25 protein-coding genes are annotated in these 24,823 nt (G+C 66.9%); 7 read left to right on the top strand and 18 right to left on the bottom strand.

Features of this window, described 5'->3' with window-relative positions; translation table 11 throughout:
• Positions 1 to 135: 135 nt before the first annotated feature.
• The 6 genes from BEMPMBAN_RS27130 to glnT are packed head-to-tail and all read right to left on the bottom strand — an operon-like array spanning position 136 to position 6,265.
• On the bottom strand, positions 136 to 795 hold the full coding sequence (locus tag BEMPMBAN_RS27130; protein ID WP_159234649.1) for a helix-turn-helix domain-containing protein: 660 nt from the start codon (positions 793 to 795) through the stop codon (positions 136 to 138).
• 11 nt (positions 796 to 806) lie between these two features.
• Positions 807 to 2,012, bottom strand: a complete 1,206-nt coding sequence (locus BEMPMBAN_RS27125; RefSeq protein WP_159234648.1) for an NAD(P)/FAD-dependent oxidoreductase — start codon at positions 2,010 to 2,012, stop codon at positions 807 to 809.
• Positions 2,009 to 3,340 carry an FMN-binding glutamate synthase family protein gene (locus BEMPMBAN_RS27120; protein WP_159234647.1) on the bottom strand — a complete coding sequence of 444 codons (1,332 nt, stop codon included), beginning with the start codon at positions 3,338 to 3,340 and terminating at the stop codon, positions 2,009 to 2,011. Before BEMPMBAN_RS27120 ends, BEMPMBAN_RS27125 begins: the two co-directional genes overlap by 4 nt.
• A 10-nt stretch (positions 3,341 to 3,350) precedes the next feature.
• Positions 3,351 to 4,046 carry a GltB/FmdC/FwdC-like GXGXG domain-containing protein gene (locus tag BEMPMBAN_RS27115; RefSeq protein WP_159234646.1) on the bottom strand — a complete coding sequence of 232 codons (696 nt, stop codon included), beginning with the start codon at positions 4,044 to 4,046 and terminating at the stop codon, positions 3,351 to 3,353.
• A complete protein-coding gene (locus BEMPMBAN_RS27110; RefSeq protein WP_159234645.1) occupies positions 4,034 to 4,942 on the bottom strand; it encodes a class II glutamine amidotransferase domain-containing protein in 909 nt (302 codons plus the stop codon). The genes BEMPMBAN_RS27115 and BEMPMBAN_RS27110 overlap by 13 nt, the downstream gene beginning before the upstream one ends.
• A gap of 27 nt (positions 4,943 to 4,969) precedes the next feature.
• Positions 4,970 to 6,265, bottom strand: a complete 1,296-nt coding sequence (glnT, locus tag BEMPMBAN_RS27105) for a type III glutamate--ammonia ligase (RefSeq protein WP_159234673.1) — start codon at positions 6,263 to 6,265, stop codon at positions 4,970 to 4,972.
• A gap of 211 nt (positions 6,266 to 6,476) precedes the next feature.
• Here glnT and BEMPMBAN_RS27100 point away from each other — a divergent pair, with 211 nt between their 5' ends.
• Complete coding sequence (locus BEMPMBAN_RS27100; RefSeq protein WP_159234644.1) at positions 6,477 to 7,460, top strand: bile salt hydrolase; 984 nt, start codon at positions 6,477 to 6,479, stop codon at positions 7,458 to 7,460.
• On the opposite strand, the gene BEMPMBAN_RS27095 is transcribed toward BEMPMBAN_RS27100, so the two are convergent.
• The 4 genes from BEMPMBAN_RS27095 to BEMPMBAN_RS27080 are packed head-to-tail and all read right to left on the bottom strand — an operon-like array spanning position 7,461 to position 9,470.
• The gene (locus tag BEMPMBAN_RS27095; RefSeq protein ID WP_159234643.1) at positions 7,461 to 8,078 is read right to left on the bottom strand and encodes a maleylpyruvate isomerase family mycothiol-dependent enzyme; all 618 of its coding nucleotides are present in this window, start codon (positions 8,076 to 8,078) and stop codon (positions 7,461 to 7,463) included.
• Positions 8,075 to 8,542: an SRPBCC family protein gene (locus BEMPMBAN_RS27090; protein ID WP_159234642.1), complete on the bottom strand. Its 468-nt coding sequence runs from the start codon at positions 8,540 to 8,542 to the stop codon at positions 8,075 to 8,077. Before BEMPMBAN_RS27090 ends, BEMPMBAN_RS27095 begins: the two co-directional genes overlap by 4 nt.
• Positions 8,539 to 8,874: an ArsR/SmtB family transcription factor gene (locus BEMPMBAN_RS27085; protein WP_159234641.1), complete on the bottom strand. Its 336-nt coding sequence runs from the start codon at positions 8,872 to 8,874 to the stop codon at positions 8,539 to 8,541. The genes BEMPMBAN_RS27090 and BEMPMBAN_RS27085 overlap by 4 nt, the downstream gene beginning before the upstream one ends.
• A gap of 17 nt (positions 8,875 to 8,891) precedes the next feature.
• Positions 8,892 to 9,470, bottom strand: coding sequence for a nitroreductase family protein (locus BEMPMBAN_RS27080; RefSeq protein ID WP_159234640.1), 579 nt, complete (start codon positions 9,468 to 9,470; stop codon positions 8,892 to 8,894).
• Between the two features lie 107 nt (positions 9,471 to 9,577).
• Between BEMPMBAN_RS27080 and BEMPMBAN_RS27075 the strand changes: the two genes are divergently transcribed.
• Genes BEMPMBAN_RS27075 through BEMPMBAN_RS27065 form a run of 3 tightly spaced genes read left to right on the top strand, consistent with a single transcriptional unit; the run spans position 9,578 to position 13,000 of the window.
• The gene (locus tag BEMPMBAN_RS27075) at positions 9,578 to 10,843 is read left to right on the top strand and encodes an aspartate kinase (RefSeq protein WP_159234639.1); all 1,266 of its coding nucleotides are present in this window, start codon (positions 9,578 to 9,580) and stop codon (positions 10,841 to 10,843) included.
• A 1-nt stretch (position 10,844) separates the two neighbouring features.
• Positions 10,845 to 11,891, top strand: coding sequence for an aspartate-semialdehyde dehydrogenase (locus tag BEMPMBAN_RS27070; RefSeq protein WP_159234638.1), 1,047 nt, complete (start codon positions 10,845 to 10,847; stop codon positions 11,889 to 11,891).
• 5 nt (positions 11,892 to 11,896) lie between these two features.
• On the top strand, positions 11,897 to 13,000 hold the full coding sequence (locus BEMPMBAN_RS27065) for a DUF4185 domain-containing protein (protein ID WP_159234637.1): 1,104 nt from the start codon (positions 11,897 to 11,899) through the stop codon (positions 12,998 to 13,000).
• Here the strand turns inward: BEMPMBAN_RS27065 and BEMPMBAN_RS27060 are convergent.
• Complete coding sequence (locus tag BEMPMBAN_RS27060; RefSeq protein WP_159234636.1) at positions 12,997 to 13,584, bottom strand: TetR family transcriptional regulator; 588 nt, start codon at positions 13,582 to 13,584, stop codon at positions 12,997 to 12,999. The two genes, BEMPMBAN_RS27065 and BEMPMBAN_RS27060, sit on opposite strands and share 4 nt — an antisense overlap.
• A 117-nt stretch (positions 13,585 to 13,701) precedes the next feature.
• On the opposite strand from BEMPMBAN_RS27060, the gene BEMPMBAN_RS27055 reads away from it, so the two are divergent.
• The 3 genes from BEMPMBAN_RS27055 (at position 13,702) to BEMPMBAN_RS27045 (ending at position 16,376) form a co-directional block, all read left to right on the top strand.
• Entirely contained in the window at positions 13,702 to 14,328 is a 627-nt protein-coding gene (locus BEMPMBAN_RS27055; protein ID WP_159234635.1) for a stage II sporulation protein M, read from the top strand.
• An 83-nt stretch (positions 14,329 to 14,411) separates the two neighbouring features.
• Positions 14,412 to 14,831, top strand: coding sequence for a hypothetical protein (locus BEMPMBAN_RS27050; protein ID WP_159234634.1), 420 nt, complete (start codon positions 14,412 to 14,414; stop codon positions 14,829 to 14,831).
• A 99-nt stretch (positions 14,832 to 14,930) separates the two neighbouring features.
• On the top strand, positions 14,931 to 16,376 hold the full coding sequence (locus tag BEMPMBAN_RS27045) for a catalase (RefSeq protein WP_159234633.1): 1,446 nt from the start codon (positions 14,931 to 14,933) through the stop codon (positions 16,374 to 16,376).
• A 48-nt stretch (positions 16,377 to 16,424) separates the two neighbouring features.
• Here the strand turns inward: BEMPMBAN_RS27045 and BEMPMBAN_RS27040 are convergent, their stop codons facing one another.
• Genes BEMPMBAN_RS27040 through BEMPMBAN_RS27010 form a run of 7 tightly spaced genes read right to left on the bottom strand, consistent with a single transcriptional unit; the run spans position 16,425 to position 24,759 of the window.
• Positions 16,425 to 17,840 (bottom strand): MCE family protein, encoded by a 1,416-nt coding sequence (locus BEMPMBAN_RS27040; protein ID WP_159234672.1) that lies wholly within the window; start codon positions 17,838 to 17,840, stop codon positions 16,425 to 16,427.
• 10 nt (positions 17,841 to 17,850) lie between these two features.
• The gene (locus BEMPMBAN_RS27035) at positions 17,851 to 18,984 is read right to left on the bottom strand and encodes an MCE family protein (RefSeq protein WP_272952255.1); all 1,134 of its coding nucleotides are present in this window, start codon (positions 18,982 to 18,984) and stop codon (positions 17,851 to 17,853) included.
• The gene (locus tag BEMPMBAN_RS27030) at positions 18,981 to 20,243 is read right to left on the bottom strand and encodes an MCE family protein (RefSeq protein WP_234897729.1); all 1,263 of its coding nucleotides are present in this window, start codon (positions 20,241 to 20,243) and stop codon (positions 18,981 to 18,983) included. Before BEMPMBAN_RS27030 ends, BEMPMBAN_RS27035 begins: the two co-directional genes overlap by 4 nt.
• A complete protein-coding gene (locus BEMPMBAN_RS27025) occupies positions 20,240 to 21,487 on the bottom strand; it encodes an MCE family protein (protein WP_159234632.1) in 1,248 nt (415 codons plus the stop codon). The genes BEMPMBAN_RS27030 and BEMPMBAN_RS27025 overlap by 4 nt, the downstream gene beginning before the upstream one ends.
• Complete coding sequence (locus tag BEMPMBAN_RS27020) at positions 21,484 to 22,512, bottom strand: MCE family protein (protein WP_159234631.1); 1,029 nt, start codon at positions 22,510 to 22,512, stop codon at positions 21,484 to 21,486. The genes BEMPMBAN_RS27025 and BEMPMBAN_RS27020 overlap by 4 nt, the downstream gene beginning before the upstream one ends.
• Entirely contained in the window at positions 22,509 to 23,924 is a 1,416-nt protein-coding gene (locus tag BEMPMBAN_RS27015) for an MCE family protein (protein ID WP_159234630.1), read from the bottom strand. Before BEMPMBAN_RS27015 ends, BEMPMBAN_RS27020 begins: the two co-directional genes overlap by 4 nt.
• 4 nt (positions 23,925 to 23,928) lie before the next feature.
• A complete protein-coding gene (locus tag BEMPMBAN_RS27010; RefSeq protein WP_159234669.1) occupies positions 23,929 to 24,759 on the bottom strand; it encodes an MlaE family ABC transporter permease in 831 nt (276 codons plus the stop codon).
• Positions 24,760 to 24,823 lie beyond the last annotated feature (64 nt).

Raw genomic sequence — 24,823 nt, 5'->3', positions numbered from 1 at the left:
CCGCTGCACGGGCATCACTGTACTCCGGGCCCACGAGATGCCCAAACGCAGTCCCGAACCCCGTTGACAATGCGTTCAGGGTGCCGCCCACTCGCACTTCTGCGCCCTGGTCGCAGTCTCAACGTACGGGGGTTGTCAGACCTGGGAGTCGGGGAAGGCGATCACCGACAGGAACCGGATCGGCAGTGACACCAGGTCGATGGGTCCGTGCGCGCCCTCCCCGTCGATCTGCAGCGAGTCCCCCGGGTGCAGCCGGTACACCGAGCGACTGTGGCTGTAGTCCATGACGCCTTCGAGCATGTAGATGAACTCGGTGCCGGGGTGCTGGAACAGCGGGTAAGTCTGGCTCTTCTCCGACAATGTGACGTGCAGGCACTCCAGGCGTTTGTGCTCACCGCGCAGCGAGCCCAGCAGCTGGTATTCGTGGCCCTCCCTGGTGCCGTTGCGCACGATCGCCGCCCCGGTGCCGGCTTTGACGAAGGCGGCGGGCCGCTCCACGTCGGCGCCGCGGAACAGGCTGGTCACGGGCACATCGAAACCCTTCGCCAGCAGTGCGAGCGTCGACAGGCTGCAGGAGGTCTGGGCGTTCTCGATCTTGGACATCATCGCCTTGGAGATGCCGATGCGGGCGGCGGTCTCGGCGACCGTGAGCCCCTGCTGCAGGCGCAGCAGGCGCACGTTGTGCCCGATCGCGGCCTCGATCTCGAGTTCTTCGACCGGCTCGGCCGGGTCCCGGTCGCGCGCGGTGCCGGACTTGTTGCGGAGCAGCGGATCGTGATCGTCGAGGGGGGCCACAAGACTCCTGTCTAGCGCATCTGTCCCGCCCCGACGTAGGGGAAGGGTGTCTTGAGCGGCTCTCCCTCGGCGAAACGCGCGAACCGGAAGTCCGAATCCGGGATGCGTGGGTCGCTGCTGCGGCCGTCGACGACGATGTCGGCGACGAGCCTGCCGACGGCCGGCGCGATCTTGAAGCCGTGGCCGCTGAACCCGGCGGCGATCACCAAACCGTCCAGCGGGGCGTTCGAGATGATCGGGTTCCAGTCGGGGGTGACGTCGTAGCAGCCGGCGTAGCTGCTGGAGATCGCCGCATCGGCGAAGCCGGGGAACCGGGTGCCGACCTTGTCGACGGTGACGTCGACGAAGTCGTCGGTGGCGCGGTTGAGGTAGCCGTCGGGATCGGCCGGCACGATGGCGTCGTATCCGGGCAGGTCGCTGTTGCCGAACAGGATGTCGCCGCCGACCTCGGCGCGCACGTACTGCAGCGACACCAGGTCGGAGAAGACGGGCACCGGACCCGTATCGACCCCGGGGCTGATCATCACGATCTGTTCCCGGATCACCCGGATGGGAACGTCGATGCCGTATCGCTCGAGCAGCGGCCGCGTCCAGACCCCGGTGGCGACGACGACGGTGCCCGCTGAGATCGCCGAGCCGTCGGCCAACTGCACGCCGGTGACCCGGTCGCCGTCGACGAGCAGGCCGGTTACCGCGCAACCCTGCCGCACCCGGACCCCGGCGGCGCGCGCCGACGCGGCGAACGCCTGGGCGGTCTGGTAGCCGTCGCCGTACCCGCCGCGCGCCTCCCACCCGAACGCGGCGAACGGCGTCAGGTCGGCGAACGGCCACAGCCGCGCCACCTCGGCGTGGTCGATCTCCTCGGTCTGGACCCCGACGGAGCGCTGCGCGGCCAGGCTCTTGCGCAGCGAATCGACGTTGGCTTCCCCCACACCCACCACGTAGCCGGTCTGCCGGAAACCGATGTCGGTGGCGTGTTCTCCGAGGAATTCCTGCGGCCGCTCGAACACCTCGAGCCCGTCGGCGGCCATCGCGGCCAGCGAGCTGACACCGTAGTGGCAGCGTACGATGCCGCTGGACTTGCCGGTCATCCCGGCTCCGACGGTGTTGCGTTCGGCGACAACAACATCGGTGACGCCACGCTGGCTCAGTGCCCACGCCGCCGCGGCACCCTCGATGCCGCCGCCGACGATGACGACGTCTGCGGTCTCGCTCACTTCTGGCCCGGAATCCAGTCGGTGCCCGCCAACGGCACCCGCGCCATCGCGGCGGCCTCGATGCTGACCGCGACGAGGTCGTCGGGTTCGAGGTGGCACACGTGCGACTTGCCGCACGCTCTGGCGATGGTCTGGGCCTCCATCGTCAGCACCCGCAGGTAGTTCGCCAGCCGATGGCCCCCGGCGACCGGGTCGAATCGGGCCGCGAGCTCGGGATCTTGGGTACTGATCCCCGCGGGGTCTCTGCCGTCCTGGTAGTCGTCGTAGAAACCCGCTGCGCTGCCGATCTTCTGGTACTCGGCGGCGTAGCGGGGGTGGTTGTCACCCAGTGCGATCAGCGCCGCGGTGCCGATGGCCACGGCATCGGCGCCCAGGGCGAGCGCCTTGGCGACGTCGGCGCCGTTGCGGATGCCGCCCGAGACGATCAGCTGCACTCGTCTGTGCACCCCGAGTTCCTGCAGCGCCTGCACGGCCTGCGGGATCGCTGCGAGCGTCGGGATCCCGACGTGCTCGATGAAGACGTCCTGGGTCGCCGCGGTGCCGCCCTGCATGCCGTCGACGACCACCACGTCCGCGCCGGCGTGCACCGCGAGTTTCACGTCGTAGTACGTGCGGGTGGCGCCGACCTTGACGTAGATCGGCTTGCGCCAGTCGGTGATCTCCCGCAGTTCGTTGATCTTGATGGTCAGATCGTCGGGGCCGGTCCAGTCGGGGTGCCGGCACGCCGACCGCTGATCGATGCCTTCGGGCAGGGTGCGCATGCTCGCGACCCGCTCGGAGATCTTCTGGCCCAACAACATTCCACCGCCGCCCGGTTTCGCGCCCTGGCCCAGGACGATCTCGATGGCGTCGGCCTTGCGCAGGTCGTCGGGGTTCATCCCGTACCGCGACGGCAGGTACTGGTAGACGAGGTACTTGCTCTGCCCGCGTTCCTCGGGGGTCATCCCCCCGTCGCCCGTGGTGGTTGAGGTCCCGACCTCGCTGGCTCCGCGGCCGAGCGCCTCCTTGGCGGGCCCGGACAGCGCGCCAAAGCTCATCCCGGCGATGGTGACCGGGATATCCAGGTGCAGAGGGTTTTTGGCGAACCGACTACCGAGAACGACGTCCGTGGCGCACCGTTCGCGGTAGCCCTCGAGCGGGTAGCGGGACATGGAGGCGCCAAGGAACAGCAGATCGTCGAAATGCGGCAGTGCCCGTTTGGCGCCCCACCCGCGGATGTCGTAGATGCCGGTGTCGGCGGCGCGCTGGATGGCCGCGATGGTGGGCCGGTCGAACGTCGCCGACTCACGCAGGCCGAGGCGGGCGCGGTCGTCGCTGGTGTAGGTCATCGGATCCGTCCTAGTACGCGGCGGCGTTGTCGACGTGGAAGTGATACAGCGACCGCGCCGACCCGTAGCGGGTATAGGAGCCTGTGTCGTCGTCGTCGAAACCTGCTGCCTTCAAGAGTTGTTCGAGCTCCCGGTGATGCTCGGGGCGCATCGGCTTGGCCACGCAGTCGGCGCCGAGGGAGGCGACGTCACCGCGCACGTAGAGCCTTGCCTCGTAGATCGAGTCACCCAGTGCCTCACCGGCGTCGCCGCGGATCACCAGGCGCCCGGCCTGCGCCATGAACGCGCTCATGTGGCCGACATCGCCACCGACGACGATGTCGACGCCTTTCATCGAGATCCCGCACCGCGCCGCGGCACTGCCCTCGATGACGAGCAGCCCGCCGTGTGCGGTCGCGCCGGCCGACTGCGACGCGTTGCCCTTCACCCACACCGAGCCGCTCATCATGTTCTCGGCCACGCCGGTGCCGGCGTTGCCGTTGACGATCACCTCGGCGTGCTTGTTCATCCCGGCCGCGTAGTAGCCGACGTGACCGTCGATCGTCACCTTGATCGGCGCGTCGAGGCCGACGGCGACGTTGTGTGCGCCCGCTGGATTCGCGATGACGAACTCGCCGGCCAGGTCGGGTGCGTGCAGTGCCGTGTTGACGTCGCGCAGTCCGGTGACGCGCAGGTCGAAAGCCGTGATACCGATCACCTGCTCCATGCGTAGACGATCTCTGGTTCGGGTTCCCAGATCCGTGCCTTTGCGACGCCGGGAAGCGCTGCCAGGGCCCGGTATTCGCTGCCCATCGCCACCCAGTCGTCGGTTTCGGCGATGACCGCCGGCTTGCAGGCGATGGCGTCGCGGACCACGGCGAAGGAGTCGCGGTTGGAGACCAGCAGCGTGTAGAAGCCGTCGAAGGTGGCGCACAGTGTTTTCAGCGCCGTCTCGACGTCGCGGCCCGCGGCGAGCTGCTCGGCGATGAACCGGGCGCCCACCTCGGTGTCGTTCTCGCTGTCGAAATGCACGCCCGCCGCCTGGAGTTCGCGGCGGATGGTGGCGTGGTTGGCGAAGGAGCCGTTGTGCACCAGGCATTGCCCGGGCCCGACCGCGTAGGGGTGGCAGCCCGACGGGGTCACCGCCGACTCGGTCGCCATCCGGGTGTGGCCGACGCCCTGCCAACCCTGCGCCTTCTCCAGCCCCCACCCCTCGGTGAGGGTCCGCGGATGTCCCACACCCTTGAGAACCGCCATGTCCGAGCCGAATCCGGCGATCAGCGCCTGCGGGTAGGCCGACCGGACTGCGGCGAGCAACGCCTCGGAGTCGGTGTCGGCCGACAGCAGGTGACTGCTCTGCACCGCGACGCCGTCGACGTCGCTGCCGAGAGCCGCGCCGACCGAGGACCGCACCCGCGCGATGTCCTCGGTGCCGCCGGTGCCGGTGTCGACCATCGAGACACATCCCGCGCCGGGCGGCGACCAGGTCGGATCTCCGTAGACGGCGACCCCGGCGGAGTCGCTGCCGCGATCACCCATCTCGCACAGCATCCCGGTGAGCAGCTCCCCGAGCTGGGGGTAGAGCTCGGGGGTGCGCAGGTGCAAACCCACGATCCCGCACATTCGGTGTTGTTCCCTTCGTTTTCCGGCTCAGAAGGCCGTCAGGTAGTTGTCGATCTCCCACGGGCTGACGGCGCTGTGGTAGGCGAAGAACTCGTCGCGCTTGACGTTGGCGAAGTAGCCGGACACCCCCTCGCCGGCGGCGTCGAGCACCCCGGTCACCACCGGGTCACCCTCAAAATCCTCGACGGCGTGCAACAACGTGGGCGGCAACGCTCTGGTGCTGAGACCGCCGCCGACGGCACCCGGATCGGTGCTGCGCTTGATGCCGTCCATCCCGGCGCCCAGGGCAGCCGCGATGGCCAGGTACGGGTTGGCGGCGCCGTCCCCGCCGCGCAGTTCGATCCGGTCGCCGTCGGGAACGCGGATGTAGTGCGTCCGGTCGTTGCCGCCGTAGGTGGGCAGCCGCGGCGCCCAGGACGCCCCGGAAGCCGTCGACAGCGCCCCGGTCCGCTTGTAGGAGTTGACCGTCGGGGCGATCACCGCCTGCAGCGCACAGGCGTGCTCGAGGAGGCCGCCGATGAACCCGTAGGCGGTGTCCGACAGGCCGAGGCCGCGGGCGTCCGGGTCATCGGGTCCGACCGGGAAGACCGGCTCGCCGCCGCTGGTCAGCGACAGGTGCAGGTGCAGGCCGCTGCCGGTCTTGTCGGAGAACGGCTTCGGCATGAAGGTGGCGACCATTCCGCGCTCGGCTGCGATCATCGACAGCAGATAGCGCAGCGTGACGACGCGGTCGGCGGTGGTCAGCGCCTCGGCGAACTTGAAGTTCTGTTCGAACTGGCCGTTGCCGTCCTCGTGGTCGTTGGCGTAGTTGGACCAGCCGAGCTGGTTCATCGCCGTCGACACCGCGGTGAGGTGGTCGTACATCCGGGTGACCCCGCGGGCGTCATAACACGGCTGGGCGGCGGTGTCGGCCGAGTCGGCGACCGACACGGTGCCGTCGTCGTCGCGGCGCAGCAGGAAGTACTCGACCTCCGCGCCCACCCACGGTTCGAAGCCGGCGTCGGCGCACTGGTCGATCAGTGCGCGCAGGATGACCCGCGGCGCGTACGGCCATGGCCGGCCGTTGACGTGAGGGTCGCAGTGCACGATCGCCAGGCCGTCCTTGATGAACGGGATCGGGGTGAACGACGCAGGGTCCGGGATGGCCATCAGGTCCGGATCCTTGGGCTCCTGGCCCATCGCCCCGACCGCGTAACCGGCGAAGCCGACGCCCTCGGTGGCGAGCATCTCGACTGCCTCGACCGGCACCAGCTTGGCGCAGGGTTTACCCCGCAGGTCCACGAACAGCGCCAGGATGAACTTCGTTCCGGACTTGTCGGCCATCGTGGCCAGGTCGGCGGTCCCAGGGGTCACGGGGGTCACGGTTATCACCTCTGTCTCTTAACGGGAATCAAAGTATCACGGAGTGAAACAGAGTGCAGCGCGAGCGGCCGCGGCCTGTCGGGTCCTGCACCGACAGTCGGGCGTCGGTGTTACGGGCACGGTCGCGAGTCGTTTCGGGGCGGTAACCACCCGGGCAGATACGGTGCAACGCGTGTGCACACGTGTGGTCTATCTAGGGACAGGCGATCGAGTCGTCACCGGCCGCTCCATGGACTGGAGCGTCGAGATCGGAACGAACCTCTGGGCGTTCCCGCGGGGGGTGCGCCGCACCGGGCAGGCCGGGCCGGACTCCGCGGAGTGGACCTCGAAGTACGGCAGCGTGGTGGCCAGCGGCTACGACATCTCCACCACCGACGGGGTCAACGAAGCGGGTCTGGTCACCAATCTGCTGTGGCTGGCGGAATCGCAGTATCCCGCCAACGCCGGCGACCGGCCGGCGGTGTCGCTGGCGCTGTGGGCGCAGTACCTGCTCGACAACTTCGCCACGGTGAGCGATGCCGTCACGGCGCTCACCGCCACCCCGCTGCGGGTGGTCACCGCGGAGGTGCCCGGCCAGGAGCGGCTCGCCACCGTCCATCTGGCACTGTCGGATGCCGGCGGAGACAGCGCCATCATCGAGTACATCGACGGCGAACAGGTGATCCACCACGGACGCCAGTACCAGGTGATGACGAACTCGCCGATCTTCGACAAGCAACTCGCGATCACCGAGTACTGGGACGAGATCGGCGGCACCGTGATGCTGCCCGGCACCAACCGCGCCGCCGACCGGTTCGTGCGCGCGTCGTTTTATGTCAACGCCGTGCCCAAGACCGCCGACCCGTTGCTCGCGGCGGCCGCGGTGTTCAGCGTGATGCGCAACGTGTCGGTGCCGTTCGGGATCACGACGCCGGATCAGCCCAACATCTCCTCCACCCGCTGGCGCACCGTCGTCGACCACGCGTCGCTGCGCTACTTCTTCGAGTCGGCGCTCTCGCCCAACACGTTCTGGGTGGAGTTGAAGAACCTCGACTTCTCCGAGGGAGCGCCCACACTGCGGCTGATTCTCGGCGAGGGGGAGAAGACCATCTACGCCGGTGACGCCAGCGGGCAGTTCGAACCAGCCGAACCTTTCACGTTCCTGGCTGCGCCGTAGTCAGAGCCGGGCGGCGAGGATGGCGTGCCCGGCGCCGCTCAGTTCGCCCAGGACGGCGGGCCGTCCCGCCATCGCCATCAGCAGTGCCTCGCCCGTCCCCACCACTTCCGGCCCGCGGCCGTGTGCCCAGTCCACGTCGTCGGCGCACAACCGCAGACCTCTGATCCGCCACGGCACGCCCAGCCTCGGGTTGCGCGGCATCAGTCCGAGCACCCGGAGCAGCCGATCGGAGGGGATCCGGCGCGGCAGTGCGAGCGGGCGGCGGATGTCCTGGTGGTGGATGGTCCCGTCGAGCAACGCGATCATCCCGCCGAACCCGGCCGTCAGACCGCGTGGTTGCAGGTGATCACCGAGGAAGGCGACGAGCTGTTGCGGCGTCAGTGCGGAGTATTCGTCGACACCGACCTGGTTCGCGTCACGAATCCGCCCTCTGGCGAACCGCTTCACCAGACCCCCGGCACCGAGCTCCTCGTAGCTGATCATGTGCGCGACGACGTGCTTGACGCTCCAGCCGGCGCACAGGCTGGCCGATTCCCACTGTTGTGGACTCAGGGTCTGCAGGAACTCGGCGAGCTCGGCTCGTTCGGCCCGAGCCATGGCCATCAGTGCGGCGCTCATCGGGCGACCAGGAGCTCGGCGTATCTCCGCAGGTACAGCGGCCATCCGCCGTCCCCGTCCACGCCGCCGGCCACCGAGCGCCACCCCGGGCCGTGCCGGTCCAGGTGGCGATGCTCGAGTTCGACGCGGGTGCGGGTCTCGGACTCGGAGATGAACCGGACCTCCACCTCGCTGGTCCTGTCCGGATCGGGCTCGACCTGCCAGGTCGGGCTGATGTCCCAGGTGAACACCACCCGCGAGGGCGGCTCGAAGACCAGAATCCGTGACCATTCGCAGCGGCTGCCGTCGCTGCCGACGTCGTAGATGCGGCCACCCACTTCCGGCTCGAACACCGTCTCGACGATCGGCACGGCAAGCAGATTGTGTTCGCGTGGCTTGAAGTCCCCGAACTGAGCGGTGAACACCGCGAATGCCCGCTCCACGGGCGCGTTGACGACGATCTGGTGCCGGATGCTCTCGGTCACGGGACCTCCTCGGTGTGTTCTTCAGGTGCCTCGGCGGCCTGCTTGAAGCGGGCGAGCGCCTGGGTCCAGTAGCGGTCGAGGTCAGCGCGCAGCGCCCCGATGCCGCCGGGGTCGAGTTGGTAGACGCGGCGGGTGCCGGCGGCGCGGTCGGTGACCAGGCCTGCGCACTTGAGCACCTTGAGGTGCTGGGACACCGCGGGGCGGCTGACCGGCAGATCACGTGCCAGTTCCCCGACCGCGCAGGGGGCCTGCGCGAGCCGCTCGACGATCGCGCGCCGGGTGCCGTCGGCAAGTGCGTGCCAGGGATCACCCGATGCTTGGTAAGTAGTCACTAACGGTAAGTTATCACTTACCAGTTGAGGACGACGTCGTTCAGCGGAAGACGTTCACGGGGCCGCCGGTCGCGTTCGGCGATCTCCGGTGCCACCTCGGAGTAGTCGCCCAGCCTGCCGCCAGCGATCACCATCAGCGGGCGGAGTCCGTCGGGCAAGCCGAACGCCTCGATGGCCTGCTCCGGATAGAAGCCGGCCATCGGGTGCACGACCAACCCGCGCGCGACCGCCTCGATCGACAGGTTGGCCATCGCGGCACCGGCGTCGACTGCGGAGTACAGCGCGGTCTTGGAGTCCTCGCCTTCGTCGGCGCACAGCACGATCAGCGCGCCGGCGACCTTGGCGTAGCTGTTGCCTCGCCTGAGCGAGCCGGCGATCGTGACGAACACCTCGTCGCCGCGACGTCCGACGACAAACCGCACAGGTTGGCGGCCACCCCAGGTGGCGGCCCAGCGAGCCGCCTCGAGCAGGGCTCTCAGATCACCGTCGGACAGCTCGGCATGCTGGTCGAATGCGCGCGGACTCCACCGCTGCGCAATGGCGGGTTGAACCGGGATCGAGGTGTCGGCGGACCGGTCCGAAGGGGCGTCGGGCACGGTCGTGACGCTACCGGCGGGATAAACCGGATGCGCGCAACCTTTATCCTTTACGGGATCCCCTGGTTTCCCGAAGTGTTTTTGAAACGGTACTGAAAGGCTTTGTAGTGGCGCTCGTCGTACAGAAGTACGGCGGATCCTCGGTGGCCGACGCCGAGCGCATCCGCCGTGTGGCCGAGCGCATCGTCGAGACCAAGAAGGCGGGCAACGACGTCGTCGTGGTCGTCTCGGCGATGGGCGACAGCACCGACGAACTCCTCGACCTCGCCAAACAGGTGTGCCCGGCGCCGCCCGCGCGTGAGCTCGACATGCTGCTGACCGCCGGTGAGCGCATCTCCAACGCGCTCGTGGCGATGGCGATCGAGTCGCTCGGCGCGCAGGCCCGCTCGTTCACCGGCTCGCAGGCCGGGGTGATCACCACCGGGACCCACGGCAACGCCAAGATCATCGACGTCACCCCGGGCCGGCTGCGTCAGGCACTCGACGACGGCCAGATCGTGCTGGTGGCCGGGTTCCAGGGCGTCAGTCAGGACACCAAGGACGTCACCACACTGGGCCGCGGCGGGTCGGACACCACCGCGGTGGCCGTGGCGGCGGCGCTGAACGCCGACGTGTGCGAGATCTACACCGACGTCGACGGGATCTTCACCGCCGACCCGCGCATCGTCCCCGATGCCCGGCGCCTGGACACCGTCTCCTTCGAGGAGATGCTGGAGATGGCGGCCGCAGGCGCCAAGGTGCTGATGCTGCGCTGCGTGGAATACGCCCGTCGGTTCAACCTGCCCATCCACGTGCGGTCGTCGTATTCCGACAGGCCCGGCACGCTCGTCAAAGGATCGATGGAGGACATCCCCATGGAAGACGCCATCCTCACCGGGGTCGCGCACGACCGCGGCGAAGCCAAAGTGACCGTCGTCGGGCTGCCCGACGTCCCGGGCTACGCCGCGCAGGTGTTCCGCGCGGTCGCCGACACCGACGTCAACATCGACATGGTGCTGCAGAACATCTCGAAGGTCGAGGACGGCAAGACCGACATCACGTTCACCTGCTCACGAGAGAGCGGGCCCGGCGCCGTGGAGAAGCTGGTCTCGCTGCAGAACGAGATCGGTTTCACCCGGGTGCTCTATGACGACCACATCGGCAAGGTCTCGCTGATCGGCGCCGGGATGCGCAGTCACCCCGGCGTGACCGCGACATTCTGTGAGGCGCTGGCCAAGGCGGGCATCAACATCGACCTGATCTCCACCTCGGAGATCCGGATCTCGGTGCTGATCAAGGACACCGAGCTCGACCGGGCCGTCGCCGCGCTGCACGACGCGTTCGGACTCGGCGGCGACGAGGAAGCCGTCGTCTACGCGGGGACGGGGCGCTGAAATGGTGAACATCGGTGTTGTAGGGGCGACCGGCCAGGTCGGCCAGGTGATGCGAAAACTGTTGGCCGAACGCGACTTTCCGGCCACCGAGGTGAGGTTCTTCGCCTCCGCCCGCTCGGCTGGGCGCAAGCTGGAGTTCCGCGGCCGGGAGATCGAGGTCGAGGACTCCGAAACCGCCGATCCGTCCGGGCTGGACATCGCGCTGTTCTCCGCAGGTGCGACGATGTCGCGGGTGCAGGCGCCGCGGTTCGCCGCCGCCGGTGCGGTGGTGGTGGACAACTCCTCGGCGTGGCGCAAGGATCCCGACGTCCCGCTGGTGGTCTCCGAGGTGAACTTCACCCGAGACGTCGGCGATCGCGCCCGGTCTCTTCCGAAGGGCATCATCGCCAACCCCAACTGCACCACCATGGCCGCGATGCCGGTCCTGATGCCGCTGCACGCCGAGGCCGGGCTGGTGCGGCTGATCGTGTCGAGCTACCAGGCGGTTTCGGGAAGCGGACTCGCCGGCGTGGAAGAACTGGCCGGCCAGGTGCGGGCGGTCATCGACGACGCCGAGCAACTGGTGCACGACGGCGGGGCGGTGGATTTCCCGGCGCCCGACAAGTACGTCGCGCCGATCGCGTTCAACGTGGTGCCGCTGGCGGGCTCGCTGGTCGACGACGGGTCCGGGGAGACCGACGAGGATCAGAAACTGCGCAACGAGAGCCGCAAGATCCTGGGCATCCCCGACCTGGCTGTGTCCGGAACCTGTGTGCGGGTACCGGTTTTCACCGGGCACTCACTGTCGATCAACGCGGAGTTCTCCGAGCCGCTGTCGGTGGCGCGGGCCACCGAGATCCTGGCCGCAGCGCCGGGGGTGACGCTGGTGGACGTGCCGACTCCGTTGGCCGCCGCCGGCGCGGACGAGTCGCTGGTCGGCCGGATCCGGCAGGATCCCGGCGTGGCAGACGGTCGCGGGTTGGCGCTGTTCGTGTCCGGCGACAACCTGCGCAAGGGCGCAGCGCTGAACACCATCCAGATCGCAGAGTTGCTCGCAGCGCAGCTGTAACTCCATTGCGCCGGAACGGTATTCCAGCAGGGGTTTTGGCGGCTTTTCTCGCGTGGAATACAGTTCCGGCGGCGAGCGCGACGCCCCCTGAATTGCCTCCGCTGCTGCCCGGGCAGGTCACCCGCATCGGTCCGGCGGCGGGGACGGGCACGCCGACCGGTGAGTACGGCATCGGCGCGACCGATCTGTGCGAGTTCATGCAGTTCCCCGAGCAGATCCTGCAGGTGTGTGGCGACAGCTTCCGCGGCCAGGGCGTGGGCTTCGGGGGATGGTTCTCGCCGATCGCCCTGCACGTCAAGGACGGTTCTCTCGACGACCCGGGTGGGGTGCGCTACGACGGGGTGACCGGAGTCGATCGCCCATTGCTGGCCGATCCCACACCGCCGGGCGCCTCGCAGTTACCCGCGGGAATCGTCGAGATCAACCGCGAGAACTACCTGCTCGTCACCACCACCGAGAACCTCCGGCCCCAGAGTTCACGGCTGGTGAAAGCCGTTCCGGGACAGGGTGAGTGGGCCACGATTCCGGATTCGGTACGCGACGCCGACCACGCCGACGGGCGCCAGTCCCAGATCAGTGGGTACTACGATCCGATCCCCACGTCCGACTCCGAGCGCGGCTGGGTCTACATCGTGGCCAACAACTTCGACCGCAGCGGTCCGGTGGTGCTCTACCGGGTCTCGCCGCAGTCCTTCACCGACCGGGCCTCGTGGCAGGGCTGGTCGGACTCCCGGGGCTGGGGGTTCGAGCCCACCCCGCTGTGGGGGGATGCGGTGGGGGAGATGAGCGTGCGCCAGATCGACGGCAGGACTGTGCTGTCCTACTTCAACGCCAGCACCGGGAACATGGAAATCCGGGTGGCGAACAACCCGACGGGGCTGGGCACCGCGCCCGTGACGACGGTGGTGTTCGCCGCGGAGTGGCCCGATCCGGTCGAGGTTCTCCCGCCGCCGGAGGTCAACCGGCTGGCGCAGCCGTACGGCGGCTACATCTCCCCGGGGTCGACGCTGGATGCGGTGCGGGTTTTTGTCAGCCAATGGAACACCACGCCTCGCGGTGGCACCCCGTATCGGGTGATCCAGTTCGCGGTGAACCCGATCAAGCCCTAGTCAGACCCGGCCCCGAGGACCGCATCGACGGCCGTGTAGAGCGTCTCGGTCTCGGCGTGCAGGACCGACTCTCCGGACGGCATCGCGCGTTGTACCGACAGGCCGTTCACCACGGTGATCAGGAAGTGCACCTTGCGCGCGAAGCCCTCGCGGGGGAGCGCTCCTTCGTCAGCCAGCACACCGAGCCAGTATTCGACACGGCCTGCCGACGCCCGTTCGTGGGCCAGATATGCGTCACGGGCCTTGTCGCTGGGTTCGGGCGCGATGAAGGTTTGATACGCAGCGCCCCAGGACTTTCGGGCTTCGTCACCGACTCCGGCGGCCGCGAGCACCTGCCGAAGGCAGTCCACCAACCGGTCCCGCGCGGCACGGGACGAATCGCGGATCGGGTCGTCGGGGATGAAGTGCTGGTAGATCCTCGTCAGCACCTCGTCCTGCAGGGCGCGTTGGGTCGGAAAGTGAAATCGCAGCGATCCGGTGCTGATGCCCGCGCGCGCTGCGACTGCGCGGACGCTGAGTGTGGTCGTCGCGTCCTCGGCGATCATCTCGGCCGCGGCCTTGAGAATCCGCTCCCTGGTGTGCATGGGGCAGTTCTCCTTCGGCGGCGATCCGGTGCGCACAGCCACCCTACTAGCACAGCGTGTTAGTGTCGGCGACTAACACGGCGTACTAGTACACGCCGTCTGAAGAGAGAGGCCGGTATGACCCTCCGTGAATGGCGTCCGTTCCGCATCATCGCCGAGAACGCCAAGGTCTATCTGGTGGCGAATCTGGCCGCCTACGGCGTGTTCCTCGCGGGTTTCGGCCTCGGGCTGGCGTTCCCGCAGCTCAGTGCGGTGCAGTACACGCGGCTGGAGGATGACGGCACAGCAGATCTCGTCCAGTCGCTGATCGCCCACCCGTGGTTGTTCGCGTTGACGATTCTCGGGGTGAACACGCTCAAGATGGGTGTGCTGACCATCGTGGCGCCGTCGATGATCGTGCCGTTCGCCGGTATCGCGCTGTTCGCCTACTGGGCGTTGACGACGGGCATGACGCTCGTCCCCGGGAGCGACATCGGCTGGGTGGCACTGATACCGCACTCACTCACACTGATCGTCGAGTTCCAGGCCTACCTGCTGTTGTTGCTGGGTGTCTATCTGCTCGGCAAGAACTGGGTTCGTCCCCGGACCGTCGGAGCCGAAACCCGCGGACAGGGCTACCTGCGAGGGCTGCGGGATCTCGGCTGGCTGGTGCTGCCCGCTCTGGCACTGTTCGTCGTCGGCGCGGTCTACGAAGCGTTCTCGCTGCGCTACCTCGTGCACCCGCTGGCCGAATGGCTGTTGTAGGAGAGTTCTGTCGGCGAAGCCTCATAGCCGATTCACAGCTGGTACCTAACCGGCACAGGGCAGCGCGGCGCACCATCGAGGTCATGAGCAATCCGACACCACCCGCAGACAACCCCGAGCTCGCCACCGGTCCGGTGCAGACTCCACCGCATGCCGAGACGCCACCCCAGCCGGTCCACGTGCAGGAATCCAATCGGCTCAACAAGGCCGCCGCGTGGGTCGGCGTCGTGGCCGGATCGGTGATCATCGTCGCGGTGATCTTCGGCACCGGTTTTTTCGTCGGCAAGGAGGTTGGAGAAGGTTCCCGCGGCAGTCACCCGGGCTACGACCGGGGCCATCACATGATGGTGCGCCCGGCGATGCCGATGTTCCCGATGGGCCCGCAAGGTCAGTTCGAGCGCGGCCCCGGATCCCCGGGGTCGTTCGGTCCCAGCGGTCCGATGACCGAGATGCCGCGGTCGCCGGGCGGCTCGGACGCCACCCCTGGCCCCGCTCGGCCCTGACCCCGATTTCCTCGGGTGGATCGCGGGGCTTTCGGGTACACCGCCCAGAGGACGGCGGCTCAGCCCGGACGCCGCCGCGTCCCCGAGGAGAAAAGGCATATGACTGAGAAGTACGCGACGACCGACGCCGGCGCACCCATCCCCAGCGTCGAGCACTCGTTGACCGTCGGCCCGGATGGCCCGATCCTGCTGCAGGACCACTACCTGATCGAGCAGATGGCCAACTTCAACCGGGAGCGTATTCCGGAGCGCCAACCCCACGCCAAGGGTGGCGGCGCGTTCGGCCACTTCGAGGTGACCCAGGATGTCAGCGCCTACACGAAGGCTGCGTTCCTGCAGCCGGGCGTCAAGACCGAGATGGTCGCCCGGTTCTCCACCGTTGCCGGTGAGCGTGGTAGCCCAGACACCTGGCGTGATCCGCGTGGCTTCTCGCTGAAGTTCTACACCAGCGACGGCAACTTCGACATGGTCGGCAACAACACGCCGGTGTTCTTCGTGCGCGACCCGATGAAGTTCCAGAACTTCATCCGCAGCCAGAAGCGGATGGCGGCCAACAACCTGCGCGACCACAACATGCAGTGGGACTTCTGGACTCTGTCACCGGAATCCGCGCACCAGGTCACCTGGCTGATGGGGGACCGGGGCATCCCGAAGACGTGGCGCCACATGAACGGCTACTCCAGCCACACCTACAGCTGGCTCAACGCCGCGGGGGAGATGTTCTGGGTCAAGTACCACTTCAAGACCGACCAGGGCATCGACTTCCTCACCCAGGAGGACGCCGACCGGTTGGCCGGTGAGGACGCCGATTACCACCAGCGCGATCTGTACAACTCGATCGAGGAGGGCAACCACCCGAGTTGGACGCTGCACGTGCAGATCATGCCGTTCGAGGATGCCAAGACCTACCGGTTCAACCCGTTCGACCTGACCAAGGTGTGGCCGCACAGCGACTACCCGCTGCACGAGGTCGGCAAGATGACGCTGAACCGCAACGTCGAGGACTACCACGCCCAGATCGAGCAGGCCGCGTTCGAACCGAACAACATCGTGCCCGGCACCGGATTGAGCCCGGACAAGATGTTGTTGGCCCGCGGGTTCTCCTACGCCGACGCCCACCGGGCCCGGCTCGGGGTGAACTACAAGCAGATCCCGGTCAACGAACCGCACACCGAGGTCCGTGCCTACAGCAAGGACGGCGCGATGCGGATTCGTAATGCGCCGGATCCGGTGTACACACCGAACTCGATGGGCGGGCCGGAGGCGGACGCCAAGCGGGCCTCCGAAGTGCACTGGACGTCCGACGGCGACATGGTCCGCACTGCCTACGCGCTGCGTGCCGAGGACGACGACTGGGGCCAAGCCGGCACCCTGGTGCGCGAAGTCCTCGACGACGAGGCGCGGGATCGACTGGCGCACAACATCATCGGACACGTGTCCGATGGGGTGAAGGAGCCTGTGCTGTCGCGGGTGTTCGAGTACTGGCGCAACGTCGACCCCGATCTCGGCAAGAAGGTCGAGGAGGGCGTGCGCAACGGCGGCTGACGCGCGATCCGGCGCGGATGCGCGGTTTGTGACTGGTCGCCAACCTCATCAGCTCGGCGGAACGAGTAGCGACTGCCATGTCTTGTTCTGCTCCGCGCCGGGTGCCAGATCGGCCTGGGTGTACCGCTTTCCATCGGGCCCGATGTATGAGCCTGTGGCCGGGTCATACGGCACAACCGCAACCGGCGCTGCCGGTGCGGGGGGCAGCTGGGGGATGTCCTGGCCGGAGAGCGTCGCGTTGGGGTCGCCCTTCCAGTTGAAACCGTCGTTGAGCGGCACGTAGTTCTCCTCGCTTTCGCATATCGCCGCCGTGGGGGCGCGCTTGCCGGGCTTGGCGGCGCAGGGGATGTTGCGGACGCCGCGCACATTGATGGGCGAGTCCTGGGGCACCCGGCAGTACAGGTTCCCTGCCGGCCGGTCCGGCGTGTCCACCGCGGCGGGCGGCCGCAGCTGTTGGGGCGGCAGATAGCCGGTCAGGCACGGTGGTGGCAGGTTCAGGTTCAACGCGAGGTTCATGTTCAGGCCCGCGAGTGAACTGCCGATGTCGGCTTCGGCCACCGCGGTGCCCTGCAGCACCTGAACGGCCATCGGGAGCAGCACCAGCAGCTGCTCGAGACCTGCGTGGTACTTGAACAGGACGGGGGCGGTGGTGGCGAGATTCGCCAGAACGACCGGCAGCGTCGGCTGCATTCGGCTCAGGAGCGCGCGGCTCTGGTCAAAGGCTGCTGGGCCATTGTTCAGAATCCCTGCGAAATCTTGGTCATGGCTTTGCATCTGGCTGGTGATGGTGGCCAGGTTCGCAGCCCAGGCGCGGACTGCGTCCGCGGTGTCGGTCTGGGTGTCGAGCACTGCGGCCGAGTGGTCGACCAAGTTGGTCAAGTCGTCCAGGTGTTCTCGCGCGTCGGTGGCCAGTGTGGTCGATCCCTTGACGATCCGCGCAATCTCCGGGCCCAGTCCGCCGAAGGCGATGTAGGACTCGTCGATCACTGTTCTCAGGTTGTCTTCAGGGACTGCCTGCAGGCCGCGGTTGGTCGCGTCCAGTAGCGAGTTGATGTCCGGGGGCACCGAGCCGTGGGTGATGACGTCGCCGTTCTCCAGCGGCGGCGACGTGTTGTTGCGCGGCAACAGATCCACGTACTGTTCGCCGAGGGCGGTCTGGCTGTGGACCTCGGCGGCGAGATCTGACGGGATCGGGACGCTCGACTTCAGCGACAGATCGGCCCGAACACCGCCGTCGCTCAGCCGGATGGCCGTGACCTGACCCACCTTGGTGCCGCGGTAGGTGACATTGGCCTGTGGGTAGAGTCCGCCGGCGCTGGGCAGGTCGAGCACAACCTGGTATCTGCCGACGCCGAACAACAGTTCCGGTAGACGCATGTAGCCCACCGTCATCACTACAGTGGACACGGCCGTGATCGCTGCCAAGGCCGCCAGACGGATCACGGTCCGTCTCGTCACGTGCAGTATCGGCACGTCAACGCCCCTGATCGAGTCGATAGGGCGACACCAACGGGTTTCCCGCGGTGTAAGGGCTGGGGATCTGGCCGATCGTGCGGCCCCATTGCATCTCCAACTCGGTGAGGTCACCTTCCCACCGGGTGCCGGTGAACAGGGCGTTGTCCAGTCGGCTGAGCGTGAGGTCGAAGATCAGCACGCTGTTCGCGTAGTCACCGCGCATCCACTTGTGCAGACCGTCTTTGTACCAGGGGTAAGTGGACAAGACGCTGAGCGAACGAGTCAGCGCCTGACCTGAGTCGGCCAGCGATTGGGCGACCGGACCGAGCTGTTGGAGTTCGCTGACGATGCCGTCTTTGGTCTTTTGCACCGAGTCTGCCGACAGGGCGCTGAACGTGCCGAGTGTGTCGAACGCGTCGACCAGGTGCTGTCGCTGGTCTTTCAGCACAGCGAGCGCGTCCGGGATCACCTCGACGGCCTTGTCGAGCAGAGGTTTCTGGTCGGCGATCTGGGCTGTCAAACCGTTCATGCTCTCGGTGGCGGCGATGATGTCATCGATTTGGTCATTGAGGTGGGCGATGAACACGCCGAGCTGCTCGATCAAACTGCGAAGGTCGTTCTCGCGGCCGTTGAACGCAGTGCTCAACGCCTGGGTGATCTCCTGCACCTGACCAATCCCTCCGCCGTTGAACAGCATTGCGAGCGCGGCGAGAGTCTTCTCGATGGTCGGGTAAGAGCCCGAGGAGGACAGCGGGATGATCGAGCCGTCGTGCAGGCTTCCTCGTGGAGGGACCGCGGTGGGCGACGAAAGCTCGATGTGACGGGTTCCGAACACACTGGTCTGACCGACGGTGGCGGTGGCGTTGGCGGGCAAACGGACGTCGCCGTTGACCGTCATGGTGACCAGCGCGTGCCAGCTCTGTCGTTGGATGTCGGTCACCGTGCCGACGGTGACATCGTCGACACGCACCCTGGAATTGCGCTCGACATTGGCGACATCGGGCAGCTGTGCTTGGACGGTGTAGGCACCGGGACCCCGACCTTCGGTGCCCGGCAACGGTAAGGAGTTGGCGCCCTGCCAGCCGCATGAGGTCAACAGCATCACGATCGCGGTTCCAGCGACCGCCGCCCCGAAGGCGACCCGCCCCGTCACGAACCCGCCCCGGCCGGGATCATCATCGCCGGCAACCCTTGCTTCGGGTCGGGGTTGCGCGCCTCTGCCGCACGTGGCTGTTGCGGCGGAACGTAGTCGGGCCGCAGCCAGTCCTCGCTGTAGGTCAGTTCGTTTGGTCTGGCCATCGCACCGCGGAACGGGTTGATGCCCAATGGCGGAAAGTTGTATTGGCGGTTCTTGAAGATCGGCGCTAGATACTGGACACACAGCTTCGCTGATTGCTCGGCGCCCAGACGGGAGGCGGCCTCGACAGCACCGCAGATGAACGCGACGGGATTCTCGAAACCATTGAGCTCGAGTGCGCCCACCAGTGCCGCCTTGGCCGGATGGTAGATATTGACGAAGTTCTGCAACGTGTTCGGTGCCATGTGCAGCGTCTCTTCGAGGTCGCCGAGGCTCTGCACGAGGGCGGTGCTGATCGAGGCCACCTTGTCCGAGGCAGTACCAAGGGTCTCCTGGTTCGCGGCCACGAACGTCTGCACGTCGCCGACGACGGAGTTGACATCGCGCACCGCGTCGCCGATCTCGGTGGGATCGTTGGCGAGCATTTCGGTTGCCGTGGACAGCTGCTGGTTCAGCAGACGGATGGCCGTGGTGCTGTCTTGCAGCGCGCTCACCAGGATCGACAGGTTGTGCACGGTGCTGAAGATGTCGTCGCTGTGGTCGCCCAGGGCTGAAAACGCCTGTGACATCGAGGTGATGGACTGTCTGATCGCCTCACCTTGACCGCGCAGGTTGTCGGCGGCGGTGTTGATCAGGGCACCTGCGGTGCTCACACCGCCGGCTTCGGTGGGCTCCAGAGCGGTGGTGAGCTTCTGGAGTTGGTCTCGCAGATCGTCGAACTCCACCGGGACAGCGGTGCGCGCCTGCGGGATCACGGCCTCGTCTGCCATCGACGGCCCGCCGGCGTAGGCCGGCGTGAGTTGGATGGCCCGCACCGGGACCAGCGTCGGCGACAGAATGGCGGCATTGGCGTCGGCCGGCACCGTGAACGAACTGTCGAACCAGAAACTGATCTTCACACGCGCACCATCGGGTTCGATGCGTTCGATCCTGCCGACAGGCACCCCGAGGATCTGGACGTCGTCGCCGACGAACACCCCGTTGCTGTTGGCGAAGTACCCGACCACATTGGTGCGGTTGACCTGGTCGTTGACCCGCACCGCTGCCAGGATTCCCCCCACCAGCGTGACCGACAGCGCTGCGGCCAGAAGAACCCTCAAACCCGGCCTGTTCACCGTGCGCCCTCCTCGGTGGGTCCGGGTGGGGCGAGCGCAGGTGGCCCCGGCGGCGGACCGCCAGGCTCCGGCGCCGGCAGCGGGGGACGGTAGGGGTACCGGGGATCTCCGGGGGTGCCGGTGATCGCGTCGGGCAGCGTCTGATGGGGTGGCCCGCCTTGCCCGGTGCGTGGATAGGGCACGGGCAACGCCGGAGTGCCCGGTTGCCCGACCTGGGGGTCGTTGAGCTGCGAAGGCAGCAGGGTGTTGGGATCCAGCCCGAGATCGGAGAACGCAGCGTCGATGAACGGCGTCATCAGCTGGCCGGGAGGCAGATTCGAGATGTATGCCTTGAAAAACGGCGCAGCAGAAACACTTTCACCTAGCGACATCAGGTACGCGTTGAGCATCTTGACAGTTTTCTGCACCACCTCTTTGCGATTGTCGATGATGGTGAGGACTCCGTTGAGTTTGTCCAGCGCGGGCTTGAAGGTGTCGCGGTTGTCGGCGATGAAGCCCTTGACCTGGACGGCGAGCGCCGAGATGTTGTGCGCAACCTGATCCAGTGACGAGCTCTGCGCCAGCAACTGCGCGAGCAGTCCGTTGAGATCGGCGATGATACTGACCACTTGGTCGCTGCGTTCAGCCAGAACGGCCGTCGCCTTGTTGGCGCTTGCGAGCAGTTGGCGCAGTTGATCGTCGCGGGCGTTGAGGGTATCTGAGTACCGGGTGACTCCCTCCAGTGCGATCTTCAGCGCCGGAGGGGTGTCTTTGAAGGTCTCCGAGAGCGTGGCCAGCGATGCCGAGAGCTGGTCGGTGTTGAGTCCGCTGATGGTCATGGTCAGTTCACCCAGCGCGTCGGGCAGCTGATACGCCGAATGCGTTCGGTCCAGCGGTATCGGATCGAACTGGCGGCCGTTTCCGCGGGGCGTGAGTTCGAGGATCTTGGCGCCGAGGATCGTCTTGGTCTTCACCGCCGCCTCCGTGCGGTCACCGAGGTCGACGTCGCCATCAACCTTGAAGGTGACCAACACTTGTTGTCCATCCAAACCCAGGCTCTGCACCTGGCCCACCTTGAAGCCCGAAACCTCGACTGCAGCGCCGGGAATCAGGCCTCCGGCTTCGGCGAAATATGCCGTGTACTGCGCGCTGTGGTCGAACAGGGGCAGTTTGTCGTAGTTCAGCGCGGTCGCAGTGAGCGCTGCGGTCAGGCCGATTCCGATCGCGCCGATGAGGACTGGGTTGTGCTCGGCGAAGGACTTCATCTCGGCGCGCACCGTCCGCTGGGCTGGCCTGTCATCTTGACGTACACCGGCTGGCCCCCCTTGCCGTTGACCTTGAGCAGCACCTGGCAGGCGTAGAAACTGAAGAAGTCACCGTAAATCCCTTGTCTGCTGAGGATCTGGTAGGCATCGGGCAGGGTGGCGATGAGGTTGTCGACATAGTCGTGGTCGGCCAACACGGTCGCGGATGTCCGGTCGATCTCGTGCACCACCTTCTTCAGCGGCGGACGTGCCTGTGACAGTAGATCTGCGATCGAGCCCGCGGCGGCGTTGGAGTAGGCGACCGAGTTGGCGAGGTCCTCCCTGCGCTCGGCCAGTGTCGAGACCAGCTGTGCCAATGAATCAACAGCCTTGGCAAACTGCGTGTTCTGGTCTCCGAGGGACGTCAGGACCGTATTGAGGTTGACGATCACCTCGCCGATCAACTGGTCACGATCGGCGATCACGTTGGTCAGCGCAGCGGTCTGTTGAAAGAAGCCGGCGATGGTGTCGCCCTGGCCCTCGAAGGCTGAGATCAGTTGACCGGAAAGCGCATTGACCTCATCGGGGTCGAGCGCCCGGAACAGCGGACGAAAACCACCGATCAACGCGTCGAGGTCGAGCGCAGGCGAGGTGTTCGACGCCGGGATCGTCTCGCCCGGACGCAGCGGCGCCGCTGGGCCCGTGCCGTCTTCGAGTGCCACATATCGTCCGCCGACGAGATCGGAATAGCGGATGACCGCCCTGCTGCCCTCGGTCAGCACCACCGACTTGTCGGTCGAGAACTGCACTTTGACCGACGCGTCCCGCTGCAGGCCGATGTGTTGGACCTTACCGACTTCGACGCCGGCGACCCGCACGAACTGTCCTTGCTCCAGTCCGGAGACATTCGTGAAGATGGCGTTGTAGACGTTGGTTCGCTGCATCCGCACCTGCGCGAAGATCGCGAACATCGCGCCGGTGAAGAACAGGCAAACAGCGACGAAAACGGCTAGGCGCCAGAGGATGCCACGCATGTTGCCCGTCATGGTTGCTGCTCGCTGCCGGTATCGGCGGGCTCCGCTCCGGGAGGTGCGTGGGCCGGGTCGGGTGGTGGTGTGTCGGAGGGAATGCCTGGAGGGAGCCCCGGATACAACGGAGTGCCGTCCGCTGCGTACCACGGCGCGCCGTAGGGCGGCCCGCCTGGATAGGCCGGGGCCGGACCCGGCGCCGGGCCGGCAGGCGCGCCGTAGCGGATACTGGGTGGCTCGGGTACCGCGCGGGTGACCGGAAAGAGGTTCATCCAACCGGGGAACCCGATGCCGAGGTTCGGTGTCCAGTCCATGCCGGTGCCCCATCCGGTGTTGGTGACGATCTGGCGAACTGGGAAGTTCTGCGAGACATCCGGCAGCGATCCACATCCTGGTTTGCCACCAGGACCGCCTTTGGCGCCGATGATCGGCAGGTCATCCGGGTAGCGGTAGGGGTCAACACCCCAGTCGAGGGCGGTCGACAGGATGCCCGAGAAGCCGTTGCCGCCGCCGATCTGGTCCCAGCCGTACTTGTCGATCAACACCTGAGTTCCCACGATCGAACAGGTCAACGACGGGTTGTAGGTGAGCAGCAGCTCGGTGGTGGGTTCGAGTTCGTTGACGGCCCGCACCAGGTTGTCCTTGCTCGGGGCCAGCAGATCGATGCCACTGCGGGAGAAGCCGATGACGCTGAGCAGCAACGAATCCAGCGCTTGGGCCTGGCCGGTGATGGTGGTGCTGGTGGTGCTGAACGCGTCCAGAGTCGCGAGGATGTCCCCTGCGGCGTTTCCGTAGGTGTCGGTGAAGCCCTTCAACGACCGCCAGTCCCGCCGCATCGCCTCGGCGCGTGGATTCAGCTGGAGGAGAACCTCGTTCGCATCGGTGAGGGCGTTGCCAATCGCCGGCCCCTGGCCACCGAGACCCTGCGCGAAGGCGGCGAGGACACTGTTGAGCTTGTCCGGATCGATCTGATCCAACAGGCTGACGAGGTTCTCGAACACGGTGTTGACCTCGGTGGCCACGTTGAGAGAGGCGATGACGGCGCCCGCGGCGAGGCGCCGCGAGGTCGGGTCGGCCGGGTAGACCAGATCGACGTACTTGGCGCCGAAGATCGTGCTGGCGCGGATCTGTGCGGCGACGTTGGCCGGAATGTGCTGGAGTTGGTCGGGGTCGATCGAGAGGCCGAGTTGGACGGAGTCAGGCCCGCTTCGGACGTCGGTCACGTGCCCGACGGGCACCCCTCTGAGCTTGACCTTCGCCCCCGGCTCCATCACCAGGCCGGAGCGTTGCGAGGTGAGCAGCACCGGCGCCGACGGGGTGAATGTGCCCCGGAACTGACCGACGGTCGCCAGCACGAAGGCCACGACGAGCACGACGAAGGCCAGCGCCCACCACCCAGGGCGGAGCTTGAAGCGAGAGCCTGGTTCCACGTCTCTATCCCGAGAAGTTGAAGTGACCGCCGGGGCCGTAGATGGCCAGCGAAATGAGCAGGGTGAGGACAACCAACGTCACCAGTGAGGTACGCACGGCGCGTCCGACGGCTTCTCCGACGCCGGCCGGACCGCCGGTGGCGGTGAACCCGTAGTAGGTGTGCACCAGCATGACAACCGCCCCGATGACCAGCGCCTGCAGGAACGACCACAGCAGGTCTGTCGGATTGAGGAAGGTGTAGAAGTAGTGGTCGTACACCCCGGAGGATTGGCCGTAGAGCGTGGTGGTTCCCACCCTGGTGGCGATGTAGGCCATCAGAATCGCCACGGTGTAGAGCGGGATCACCACGATTACACCGGCGATCAACCGGGTCGAGCACAGGTAGGCGACGGCACGGATGCTCATCGCCTCGAGAGCGTCGATCTCTTCGCTGATCCGCATGGCACCCAGCTGAGCGGTCGATCCGGCGCCGATGGTCGAGGCCAGCCCGATGCCGGCGATGAGCGGCCCCAGGAACCGGGTATTGAGGATGGCGCTGGTGAATCCGGCGAGAGCGTCGACGCCGACTTGCTGAAGTTGCGGGTAGAGCTGAATGGCGATCACCGATCCGGCTGTCGCCGTGAGGAACCCGATGACACAAACGGCGCCGCCGATCAGCGCGAGGGCGCCGACGCCGAGGCTCATGTCGGCGATCAGTCGTAACAACTCACTGGGGTAGCGGGTGATCGCCTGCGCGCTGCCCCGGATCGTCTCAACGCAGAATTGGATCTGCCGACCGAGTCGGTCCCAGCCGTTGAGCGTGTTGTCGGCGACCTGCCGCAGCCGGGGATGCAGGCGGCTCGGCGCTGCAGCCGGGTAGGTCTTCGGGTGGGTCGTCGTCGCAGGGTGGGTCGCCGGG

Source organism: Mycolicibacterium austroafricanum (assembly GCF_902705885.1).
Taxonomy (GTDB): domain Bacteria; phylum Actinomycetota; class Actinomycetes; order Mycobacteriales; family Mycobacteriaceae; genus Mycobacterium; species Mycobacterium vanbaalenii_A.
The sequence above is the reverse complement of the archived record's forward strand: the minus strand, read 5'-3'. Positions and strand labels throughout refer to the sequence as shown.